Genomic DNA, 12,346 nt, shown 5'->3' with positions numbered 1-12,346 from the left:
CAGATGGAAGTATTAAAAGGAATTCACCATGTAACAGCGATTACAAGTAGCGCAGAGGAAAACTATCGATTTTTTACGTATGTACTCGGCATGCGTTTAGTGAAAAAAACAGTCAATCAAGATGATATTCAAACATATCATTTATTTTTCGCGGATGATAAAGGGGCAGCAGGAACAGACGTTACGTTTTTTGATTTCCCAGGTATCCCGAAAGGACAGCATGGAACAAATGAAATTGCAATTACTGCATTTCGTGTACCAAATGATGAAGCATTAGCCTATTGGGAAAAGCGCTTTACACGATTAAATGTGAAGCATGAAGGAATCCAAGAGCAGTTTGGCAAAAAAATATTACCGTTTGTTGATTTTGATAACCAACAATATCAATTAATTTCAGATGAACACAATCAAGGGGTTGCTTCAGGTACGCCGTGGCAAAAAGGTCCGATTCCACTTGAATATGCGATTACGGGGCTTGGTCCAGTCACAATTCGTATTGCCGACTTTGATTTCTTCCAGCAAGTGCTTGAACGTGTCTTCCAATTTACGTTAACAGCAAGTGATGGAAATGCACATTTATTTGAAGTAGCGGAAGGCGGGAACGGTGCAAGTGTTATCATCATTCACGATGAAACAAGTCCAACTGGCAGACAAGGTTATGGCACAGTGCATCACGTAGCGTTTCGCGTGGAGGACAAAGAGGCATTAGCGGCATGGCAAGAGCGGATTGAAGCTTTTGGTTTCCAAACATCCGGATTTGTGGATCGTTATTTCTTTGGTTCGCTCTATACAAGAGTGGCTCCGCAAATTTTATTTGAACTAGCGACAGACGGGCCAGGATTTATGGGAGATGAGCCGTATGAAACATTGGGTGAGAAACTATCTTTACCACCATTTTTTGAAGGAAAGCGTGCACAAATTGAGCAATTAGTGCGCCCAATTGATACAGTACGTAGCACAATCCAATTTGAAAAAGAATATGAGTAGTTATATGTCATTCGTCATGTGATGGTCATAGATATTCTATCGTCCGTAGTAAGATTCTTTAGTTTAATCGTCGAAGTATTTTTAATTGGGGCAATGATGGAAACACGACTTGCTGCATTTGGTCTAAACCTTGCCGTATTCGAGCAAAAGCCGGCAGTGAACGGTCTAAAAGCTACCGTATACGAGCAAAATATCGCTGGCTCCGGTCTAAAGATCCCCGTACGAGCAAAACACTACCATTATGCTGGAACATTAAAATGCACATATATAATCGGCGTGTTCGTGATGGCGAAATAATAAAGATGTAAATCTAGTGAATGGAGTATCAATAATAGCGATATTATTGGTACTCTTTTCTTTTTGTGTAAAAATAGTATTTAAACATACAAATTTTTGTCGTTTGTTCGTCTAATGTAGAAAGAGGTGAGTGATGTGGATTTTGAAGAGTTGTATGAAAGGTATTTTCATTCGATTTATCGCACGATTTTTTACATGGTAGATGACGAGACGTTAGCAGAGGATTTAACACAAGAAACCTTTTTACGTGTTTATAAAGGTAATTTTAAACAACAAGCGACATTGTCAACATACATACACCAAATTGCAAGAAATTTAGTCGTCGATCATTATAGGCGAAAGGCATTAATTCGTTGGCTACCTTTTCAGACGAAGCACGAGAAAACCGAGCTACGTTTTGTGCCACATACATGGATTGAGCACGAAGAAAGTCGAGCGATGTTATACGCTGCACTACAAACATTAAAAAGAGAACACCGAGCAGTCGTAATTTACCGAAAAATTGAACAGCTTTCAATCGAAGAAACGGCGCATATTTTAGGCTGGTCCACGACGAAGGTTGCTAATACACAGCGTACAGCAATGAAAGCATTAGAACGGTTACTTAGGGGGGATGAAAATGGATTTGCATAAACGATTACAAGAGCTTGAAAAATTACCTGTGGACGAAGGAATGAAAAGAGCGATGTATCATCAGATTCAGCGTCCAAAAAAGAGTAATGCTATTTGGAAAGAGCTAGCATTGATTGTAGGCATTGTGCTACTTGCGATTGTTTTAATAATCCCTCCCCAATCACAGTCTACAGCTACAGGTACTATTCAAGAAGTGTATAAATATTTTGGCGGAGATGAAGATGCATTTTATGGTCGTGCCTCAACGCTTTATATTGGTGTAGACCGTGTGGTAAATGAAGAGGTAAAGGCATTTTTTGCTACCATTAAAAAAGAAGAGTTTACACAACAAGGTAAATTAGGGCGTCATATTGCGGATGTAGTGGTTGTGCAAGATGATGGCGTCCAACATCGTTACCAAGTGTCTGAGTATGATATGCTCGATGTTGAGACAGGACTGTATTATTCGGGGGAATCAGAACAGTACAGCGAAGTATTTAACGAGTTATATAGTGTAGATATATTACCTATTTGGCCACAATTGATCGTGCTTATTGTATTAATTCACCGAGCGATATTAAATCGTATGTATAAAAAGAAGGGGTTTCATCGTCCGAAGCATTTTAAAGGCGCATATGTACTAGTTGGATTGTTTGTCGGGATTTTTAGTAGTTCAGTGCTGTGGCATATTTATATCGGTCCACTGTATCAACCGATATTATTGATAGTTTGCATTGCTTGGGTTTATATAGCTTGGAGAGCCCTAAAGCTACAACTCCCAACGTCGTTATTTTATACAGCGGAAAAAATAAATCTGCTCCTCATACTACTTGGGGTCATCATAGTTATTATGAGCTTGTAATATATTTCTAAAGGAGGGTGTTAACAATCGCTAACACCCTTTTACTCATTTAACAGTACTTATTTTAAGTCATTCAGCACATAAATCATTTTCGCAACTTGCTTTCTGTGTGTTTAGGGATGTGTGTCATACATTAGAAAAATTGTATATTTTCAAGTGTTCTATCATACGCTTTTATGAAAATTCATTCATTATACATTTCAGCAAGTGAAAGGACGTTTCATCCAAATCAGTGCTTTTGCCGATTTCATTAAATAGGAGGAATGAGGATGTCAGAGACACTTGTACAAACGAGTTTCGGACAAGTGATAGGGGAAAACGTTGATGGAATTACGGTTTGGAAAGGGATTCCTTATGCTAAAGCCCCAATTGGAAAACTCCGATTTAGTCCACCGCAAAGTCCTGATGCATGGGAAGGGGTATATGAAGCGACGCAATTCGGTCCTTCAGCTATACAGCCTGAAAGGGAGATGATGAGGTTTCTAGGTGCTCATGTTGAGGAAGACGAGATGAGTGAAGATTGTTTATATTTAAATATTTGGTCACCCGGAGCAGATAATAAAAAAAGAGCGGTGATGGTATGGATTCATGGCGGTGCATTTATGAATGGCTCAGGTAACAGCAAATCTTACAACGGAGCATCGTTTGCAGTCCATCATGATGTAGTCGTTGTCACCATCAATTATCGACTAGGCGTTTTTGGGTTTTTGCATTTAGGTAGTATCGATAATGAGCAATTTGCGGGTACGGGGAACTGCGGCATACTTGACCAAATCGCGGCGTTAAAATGGGTTAAAGAAAATATTGAAGCATTCGGCGGTGACCCGAATAATATTACGGTATTTGGTGAATCTGCGGGGGCTATGAGTATTGGTATATTATTGGCCATTCCTTCTGCAAGTGGTTTGTTCCAAAAGGCGATTTTACAAAGTGGGGCTGCCCGAAATGTATTGCCATCTGTAGTGGCAACACAAGTATGTACAGATATTTTAGCAAAACTCGGAATCGATAAGGAGCATTTATCGAGATTAGAAGAGGTGTCAACATCAGAATTATTAGAAGCATCAAAGCATGTATCACCGATGTTACTTGGTCCGGTCATTGATGGTGTCGTGATTCAAGAGCCACCTGAACTATCTATTGTTAATGGGGCAAGTAAGCATATCGATCTGTTAATCGGAACGACAAAAGATGAATACTGCTTATTTACGTATGTTGATGCGCCATTAGATGGATTAGATGAAGAAGGGATTGATCTGTATTTAAAGAAAATGCTCACACATAAATGGGATCAAATTAAATCAAATTTACAGCACGAAACCTTGAATAAAGCGTTAGTGGAAAAAGTACTCACATTTGATATATTTACAGCGCCTGCCATTTGGCTAGCAGAGCAGCAAGCAAGGCAAGGTGCATCTGTTTGGATGTATCGATTTGATTGGGAGTCGCCTGTATTAAATGGCGAATTAAAAGCATGTCATGCACTTGAAATTCCTTTTGTCTGGCACCAACTCAATAAAAATACAGAGTTTTTATTAGGGAACGCTCCTGACTACGCACTCGCTCACCATATGCATAAAGCATGGGCTACTTTTGCGAAAGAAGGCGACCCGAATATTGAAGAGCTACCGACATGGCCAGCATATCATGTGAAAAATAGAGAAACGATGCTTTTTGATCGGAACTGTCAAATAGTCCAAAATCCTGATAAACAGTACCGATTAATTTGGGATGCCGTATCACTTAGTACTAATTAGGCATGTCGTAACGTATGAAGAATAATCGGTATAAAATAGAATGGCTTGAAAGAAATTAACATTAGATAGCCTACTAGAGACGAATTCAGTAGGCTATCTAGATTTATAAAAGCAAGTAAGGCAAAGGATGTCATCACTGGACAAGTTATCCCGCATTAACGGGCATTAAGACTCCCCCCTCAAGGCTTAAGGAAAATCGAGAAGCATAGGTGGGAGATCAACTGCCCGTAAAAGCCCGATTGGTTCAACTAACAATCAGTGGGGGATGAGGAACCCCCCCCACTGATTGAAGTTTCACTTTATTATAGACAGAGGCAGCTCTTGATAAAAGAAATGCAGAACGGAGTGGATGTATGGAGTTTAGGTTAACGGAAGAGCAAAAAATGGTGCAGGAAACGATTCGTCAATTTGTGAAAGAGGAGCTTATTCCTCTTGAGGATGAAGTACTTAAAAATGAGCGAGAGGGCAGACCAGGTTTACCCCCTGAAAAATTAAAAGAGCTACAATTTAAAGCAAAAGAAATGGGTTTTTGGGGTATTGATACACCAGAAGAGTATGGTGGTGCGGGTCTTGATCCAATGCTGTTAGCTATTGTTTTAATGGAATTGGGAAAAACATTCGTGCCATTTGCGTTTGGGGGCTCTGCTGATAATATTCTTTATTATACGAATGAAGAGCAAAAGAAACGATATTTAATACCAACCATTAATGGAGAGAAGACGTCATGCTTTGCGATGATAGAGCCAGATAGTGGATCAAATAAGCAAAACATTCAAATGACAGCTGTAAAAGACGGCAACGAATGGGTGTTACATGGAGAGAAGACATGGATCACAGATGGACATGAAGCGGACTTTGTGATGGTCATTGCTGTGACAGATAAAGAGGCGTATGAAAAAACAGGGCGAGACGGCGTGACATGCTTTCTTGTAGATCGTGAAATGGGGTGGACGTCTAAAGTTGACCCGACGACGGGAGAAGGAAATCCAGTAAGCTTAGTATTCGAACATGTACGTGTACCAGAAGAAAACATTTTAGGTGATGTGCACGGTGGTTACAATTTAGGACTTGAATGGGTTAGTTTTGCTCGCTGGGTTGCTAGTGTACGAGCTATTGGTGCGGCGGAACATCTATTACAAATGGCGATTGATTATTCAAAAGAACGTGAAACATTTAGCCAGCCCATTACGGAGCATCAAGCAATGCAACAAATGATGGAGAATTATGCTAGTGATATTGAAGCCGCAAAACGGTCAATGTTAAATGCTACATTTACGTTAGATAAAGAGGGAGACAATAAACATGTGGCATCGATGGCGAAACTACCTGGAGCTGGGATAGGGAGTCACGTGGTAGACAGTGTTTTACAAATTTACGGAGATATTTATACGAAAGAATTGCCGATGGATCGTTGGTACCGTGAAGCACGGCTATGGCGAATTTATGAGGGCACAGATGAAAATCAGCACACGATTATTGCTCGTAATCTAGTAGAAGAACAAGTGAAAATAGGGCAATATGTTTAATTGATATTATCCTCTTATAGATATCGTAATTTGTAAGACCAAATTTCAAAAGTAGATTTGGTCTTTTTCTTGTGGTAAATTTATGAGTAATTTTGGGGGGCATAGTTTAATCTTTTCACACGCGTGTTGATTTACCTGTTATTGCTAAAGAGAACATTGGAATACGTTGATTTCCGCTACGGCTGACTCGCTTTCCGCAGGCACGGCTTCAACTAATTTATTTCGGCTAATGCCGAAATAAATGGATTTTCCGCTCGTGCTGTTCCTGCAGGAGTCGAGTCGCCTCCGCTCCAATCAACGAGCAAGCGCCTTTTTATTAATCATTTCAATAAAAAGTACGCTCATAATATACCATTATTTGTATAATCAACACACCTGATCTTTTCACATACTAACCTCATTTTGGTTAAAAAATGAACATTTTCATTTGAAATATGCACGCTGTGAATAGCTGTTGTAATAAAAAGAGAGAAAATTACTAAAAAAGGTGGCTTAGGTAGAGGGCAAAAAAGAGCGACTTTTAAGACAGAAAATAAAAATAATCGAGCTTTTTTCAAAAAATGTGTCGTCATTTAAAATGGTTTAATATGTGCTTATTTATTAAAATATTAAATTTATGGTGTAAACAAACGATAACATGTCATCTTTGAATAAAAAGAATGCTATGTCTACTTTAAAAATCGACTAAACTTTCATTTGTCGATTTTAATATACAACTTAATTAAGGATAAGTGCCATTTAGGTTAATGGTCCTGGTTTAACACTTATTTTAAAATAAGTTGTATCTCGATTTCGCTATGTGACACAATCAAGGTATTAAAATAATTTCTTTTAATTAGTAGCGGTCAAAAAATTTGTGCTTGCTTTCAATTACACTAAGTAGTTACAGAGGTTACGATATAATTGTTTAAATTGACAGCTACGGTTTTTCTCTTTTTACAAATATAGCATAGGCGCCTCACCTTTTTCTGCAGCAACATAATGAGGTACATATGTCGTTATTTTTAGTATAATTTATATAAATCATCTTAAAACTGCCCACATTGAACGGTCAAAAAGCTGCGGTATCCGAGCAAAACGTCGCTGCATCCGGTCAAAACTACCCCGTATGAGTAAAATACTACCGTATCTAGTCAAAACTCCTACAGTGCATCGTTAAAAAACATTTATTTTTAGCGGAAATACAAGTAAATGAGATGAGCTCGCAACATGTAGGCTGATTTTTAAAGGCAATCGTATGCTGGAATATTAAAAGGTACATATAGATAGAAAAAAGCAGGAGGATACTATGGGAAATAGCGGAAGAGTTATACTTCATGTGGATATGAATAGTTTTTATGCTTCTGTAGAGCAAGTGTATGACCCTACTTTAAAGGGGAAACCGATTGCCATTGCGGGTAATCCAAAAGAGCGCAGGGGCATTGTCATTACATGCAGTTATGAGGCGCGGGAAAAAGGAGTTTATACGACGCAACGAGTATCAGAGGCTTTAAAGGTTTGTCCGGAACTAATCATTATCCCTCCTCATTTTGAAAGGTATCGCGATGCTTCCAAGAAATTTTATACCCTTTTAACAGAGTACACACCTTTAGTCGAACCCGTCTCGATAGACGAAAGTTACGTTGATATTAGTTCAATAGAAAATAACAAGCACCCGATGGAAATCGTGCATGAAATACAAAATCGGATATTCAATGAATTGCAGCTTCCTTGTTCAATCGGTGTGGCACCGAATAAATTTTTAGCTAAAATGGCATCAGATATGAAGAAACCGTTAGGCATTACAATTATTCGCAAACGAGATGTGCAGGAAGTATTGTGGCCATTAGAAGTGATTCACATGCACGGGGTAGGAAAGAAAACAGCGGACAAATTAAAGGACATGAATATACATACAATCGGTGACTTAGCTCAAGCAGAAAAACCCCTATTACAGAAAAAGCTCGGTATGAATGGACTGCGCTTACTTGAAAAAGCAAATGGAGTCGATCACCGACCTGTTGACCCAGAGTCCATCTATGATACGAAAAGTGTTGGCAATTCCACTACGCTACCTTATGATGTGTCCAATCTAGTTGAAATACAAGATGTTTTATATACACTAGCAGAAAAGGTGAGTAATCGTTTAAAGGCAAAAGGATTAGTTGGTACGACGATTAGTATTCAAATAAAATACAGTGACTGGAAAAATCAAACAAATAGCAGAACCATTCAAAATAGTACGGATGAAGTCAGTCCCATTTTTGAAGTGGCAAAGGATTTAATGGCGGATCATTGGAAAGAAAAGCCGGTGCGACTGTTAGGGGTTACGGTTGGAAATGTCATGGACAAAACAGAGGGCACAGAGCAATTATCGATCTTTAACTTTGAGGAATATGTAAAAGATGAGCCAATATTAAACTTGATGAACAAATTAGAACGCCAATTTGGAGAAGGGGTTATCCAGCGAGGGGTTAAAGGCAAGCGAGTAGGGAAATATCAAGCGAATACGAGCTTTAGTAAGGATTTTTTAGATGATTTGAAATGATATATGGCGTGTTTGATTGTCAGTTGTTTAGGAAAGCATAAAAAAAAGAAGGTGAGTACACCTTCTTTTTCTATTTTAGTCAAGCTCTGTTTCTTCGTAATATTCCTCTAAATGGAAAGTAGCTAATGTTAAGACCTTGGCAAATTGTGCGCGTGTGATCATCGATTTCGGTTTGAATGTTCCATCATTATAGCCGTTAATAATGCCTAATTTTTGTAAATAGGAAATACTATCCAGTGCTAAAGGATTGATCGATTTCTGATCTTTAAAGGTCGTATTGTAGCCAAAATCATCATCTACACCATATTGTAATAGCAACATGTGTGTCATATAAGCGACTTCTTCTCGTGTAGCTCGTTGAGATGGGATAAAAGTATCTTCACCAAAAATCTCTAAAAATCCATAATTATATAAAATGGCAATCTCTTTTGATGCCCAATGATTGGTTAAATCTTTATAAGGCGCATAACTAGTGAAATCTTCTTTCGTAGATAGTCCAGTTGCACGGAAAATCATCGAAACGAGTTGTGCACGAGTGATGTGTCCGTTTGGATTAAATGCTGTGGCATTTTGTCCGTTAATAATATCTAGCTCATATAAAAACTGAACATAGGGTTCTGCCCAGTGATTTAATGTGTCAAGGAAATAACCACCGTCGCGCTGCAAATCATCGCCACGCCCAAGTACCTCTAAGAAGACAGCTTCATCTTCCGCTGATAATGGGAGCCATTGTTTTGTCACTTTAATTTCTTTTTGGATGCCACTTCGTTGTTTGGTGAAACGCATTTCGATATGGTTGCCAAAAGTTGAGCGAATTAGTGCGATATTCCCCATGAATTCTTCTTTACCTTCTTCATAAGCATTCACATTATCTTCATAGCTTTGAACAATCGCATCCACACTAATTTTCAGAACAAACTGTGTGTTTGATACAGCTGTCACACTATAGTGTTTTGCATCAAAAATTAATTCATTTAAATTGAACATTTTATATAACTCTTCAAATGATGTGTGCTCTGTTTGGGCAACTGTAGATGAATTAATGATAGGAGGTGTAGAAAAAGCTTCTTGCGATTGCGCGGATGCTGTCGTGCCACTAATGCTTGTTAGAAGCATGGTAGCTACCAGTGTTGACGTAAACATCGTCTTTTTAAACATGAACATAAATCCCCTTTCTTTCATAACATGTAAACATATTCCTTATTGTACTCTATCACTTATGTAGTTTTAAGAGGAATTATTACTAGAGAGATTAGGCTAAAGGGAATAATAGAAATTCGTTTTGTGTTACGTACTAAATAGGCATATTTGTATAACAAAGAGATGAATGAAATCTTTAAACGAAAAAGTTTTTAAATAGCAAACAAAATTTTTGTGAAGAATTTATTTTAAAATTGTAAGTTTTATGTTTTTATATAGGAATAAATATTTACTTACTTTTTTCCTATAAAGTAGAATATCAATAATAAATGGATTTGTTACTAAGATTTTGGAGTTACAGGTTAATGAGTGCAAGCTTTGTGACTGCAGAGAAATAGGTATCTAGCTATTGCTGTCGCTCTGCTTTCATTGCAAATAAATTTGGGAAGGAAATCAACTCCAAGTTATGGTGAGCAAGCAATAAATAGATACATAGCCTAGTTTTATGGAGGAGCATGCATGTTTAAATCAATGAAATGGAAAATGATGTTGCCAATATTGGCGGCAGTTATTTTAATTATCTCAGCGTTTTCAGCTTTTATTTACAATACAACAAATAACAGTATTCAACAGCAAGGGGAGGCACTTGTTGAATCGATAAAGTTAGGGCTAGAAGGTGCCATTACGTCTCGCGATGTGGCTGAAAAAATTATGGAAGAAGAAATGATTGCGGAGTCTGTATTAATTTCATGGATTTTAGAAAATGGTGGGCAATTTGAAGATTTAAAGGCTTTAGCTGAACGTGGTGGAATCGATGAAATTTGGAGTACGGATGCACAAGGAAATACAACAATTACGTCGATTGCCGAGAAAATTGATTTTAACTTTGCTTCTGATCCAAATGGACAAGCATATGAATATATGAAACTCATTACAGGGGAAGAAACAGCCATTACACAATCCGCGCAAATCCGTGATGTAGATGACCAATTTTACAAATTTGTTGGTGTGAGTAGCTGGAATCCTGCGTCACCAAAAATTGTGCAAGTAGCACGAAACGGACAGGCACTGCTTGATTTAGAAGCGCAAATTGGGAAAGAGTTTTACATAGGTGAACTGAATAAACATTTGAGTGAGACAGTGTTATATGCTGCGGTTGTCGATGCGAGCGGTGAAGTATTAGCAGCAACAAATGAAGATTCTTTAGAAAAAAATGCATTTACTACATCGATGTTTAGTGCACAAGAGCTTGTAAAAGAAAATACAAGGTATAATGGCTTACGTGCAATGAATTATGTAACACCTTTATCTAACGGTACATATTTAGCCATCACAATTTCAAACAGCGTCTTATCATTTATTTTAATTGCGACAGTCATTGCGGCAGTGTTAGCAATTGCGATTTTAATAGCGATTACAAACTTAACAATCTCACGTCAGGTGAAGCGTATTTTAAGTGTTCGTAACTCACTACTTGATATTTCAAATGGGCAAGGAGATTTAACGAAACGGATTGAAAATGATTCAGCAGATGAAATTGGTCAGCTTGTATTAGCAAGTAATACGATGATGGATAACTTCCAATCCATTATGCATGATTTGCATGAGCAATCTAGTGTGATGAATGATGCGGCTGACGACATTCAACGTCATTCGAATGCAACAATTGCCTCATCGAATGCTATTTTAACGTCATCTGAAGTAATTGAAAAAGATTCACGTACACAGCTTGTCAATATTGAAGAAAGTGCACTCGCAATGGAGGATTTAGCGCGCGGCATTCAAGGGGTGACAGAATCCATTATGGAAATTGCCAATATCGCCACTGATACAGAGCAAAGTGCATTAAAAGGTGTAAAAGTAGTAGACAATTTATTAAGTGAACTAGATCGACTTCACAATCAAACCGATCAATCTGTAACCCGTACGAAGTCATTAGAACAGCTTTCAGAGCAAATTGGCGAGTTTACAAATGTCATTACGGGTATTTCAGATCAAACGAACTTGCTCGCATTAAATGCCTCCATTGAAGCGGCACGTGCTGGGGAAGCGGGGAAAGGTTTTGCTGTAGTGGCAGAGGAAGTGCGTAAATTAGCAGAGGAGTCGAAAGTGGCAGCAGAACGAATTTCACATGTTGTAACAGATGTACAACGTGAAACGGTAGAAATTGTACAGGCGATTGCTTCCACATCGACCGTTTTGGAGGATGGTCGTGCTATTGCAAATGAAGCGCAATCCGCATTCCATCATATTTCGGACGGCATTCAAGTGATTTCCGATCAAGTGGATCGCGTCTCAAGCGCTTCAGAGGAAATGACCGCAAGTACGGAGGAAATTACAGCTTCTATTGAAGATGTGGCGGAGCTAGCCAAACACAATACAGACCGTGTCGAACAAATGGCATCTGATGCAAGAAAACAATCGAAAGATATGGCGGAAATGGCAAAGGCAGTGAACGCTGTATATGCGATTTCACATGACTTAGATATGCGTACAAATAAGTTTAAATTGAAATAATTGTTTTTATAATTTGAAGATAAGGTTGGTCAATAGTAAAAAGTAGCTAAGAACAGTTAGCTACTTTTTACTTATTGTAGAAAAATAATGTTTGTACGAGTTATAATAAGAGAGAAGGGGA

The 12,346-nt window shown here is 38.2% G+C and carries 9 protein-coding genes; 8 read left to right on the top strand and 1 reads right to left on the bottom strand.

Annotation, left to right across the window (positions count from 1 at the left end):
* Positions 1–3 precede the first annotated feature (3 nt).
* The 7 genes from AC3II9_RS05170 to AC3II9_RS05140 all read left to right on the top strand — a co-directional run bounded on the left by AC3II9_RS05170 (position 4) and on the right by AC3II9_RS05140 (position 8,568).
* Positions 4–987, top strand: coding sequence for a ring-cleaving dioxygenase (locus AC3II9_RS05170; RefSeq protein ID WP_489153713.1), 984 nt, complete (start codon positions 4–6; stop codon positions 985–987).
* Between the two features lie 96 nt (positions 988–1,083).
* Positions 1,084–1,284, top strand: coding sequence for a hypothetical protein (locus tag AC3II9_RS05165; RefSeq protein WP_489153711.1), 201 nt, complete (start codon positions 1,084–1,086; stop codon positions 1,282–1,284).
* 135 nt (positions 1,285–1,419) lie between these two features.
* Positions 1,420–1,917 (top strand): RNA polymerase sigma factor, encoded by a 498-nt coding sequence (locus AC3II9_RS05160; protein ID WP_489153709.1) that lies wholly within the window; start codon positions 1,420–1,422, stop codon positions 1,915–1,917.
* Positions 1,904–2,758, top strand: coding sequence for a hypothetical protein (locus AC3II9_RS05155; RefSeq protein ID WP_489153707.1), 855 nt, complete (start codon positions 1,904–1,906; stop codon positions 2,756–2,758). Before AC3II9_RS05160 ends, AC3II9_RS05155 begins: the two co-directional genes overlap by 14 nt.
* Before the next feature lie 269 nt (positions 2,759–3,027).
* Positions 3,028–4,515: a carboxylesterase/lipase family protein gene (locus tag AC3II9_RS05150; protein WP_489153705.1), complete on the top strand. Its 1,488-nt coding sequence runs from the start codon at positions 3,028–3,030 to the stop codon at positions 4,513–4,515.
* Between the two features lie 353 nt (positions 4,516–4,868).
* Positions 4,869–6,041 (top strand): acyl-CoA dehydrogenase family protein, encoded by a 1,173-nt coding sequence (locus AC3II9_RS05145; RefSeq protein ID WP_489153704.1) that lies wholly within the window; start codon positions 4,869–4,871, stop codon positions 6,039–6,041.
* A gap of 1,288 nt (positions 6,042–7,329) precedes the next feature.
* Complete coding sequence (locus tag AC3II9_RS05140; RefSeq protein WP_489153702.1) at positions 7,330–8,568, top strand: DNA polymerase IV; 1,239 nt, start codon at positions 7,330–7,332, stop codon at positions 8,566–8,568.
* A gap of 75 nt (positions 8,569–8,643) precedes the next feature.
* Here AC3II9_RS05140 and AC3II9_RS05135 read toward each other — a convergent pair whose 3' ends face one another.
* Positions 8,644–9,726 (bottom strand): S-layer homology domain-containing protein, encoded by a 1,083-nt coding sequence (locus tag AC3II9_RS05135; protein WP_489153701.1) that lies wholly within the window; start codon positions 9,724–9,726, stop codon positions 8,644–8,646.
* A gap of 501 nt (positions 9,727–10,227) precedes the next feature.
* On the opposite strand from AC3II9_RS05135, the gene AC3II9_RS05130 reads away from it, so the two are divergent.
* Positions 10,228–12,225 carry a methyl-accepting chemotaxis protein gene (locus tag AC3II9_RS05130; RefSeq protein ID WP_489153699.1) on the top strand — a complete coding sequence of 666 codons (1,998 nt, stop codon included), beginning with the start codon at positions 10,228–10,230 and terminating at the stop codon, positions 12,223–12,225.
* The last annotated feature ends 121 nt before the right edge of the window (positions 12,226–12,346 follow it).

The sequence above is a fragment of the Lysinibacillus sp. RU7 genome (assembly GCF_057837305.1).
This window is presented reverse-complemented; position numbering and strand designations above follow the sequence as displayed.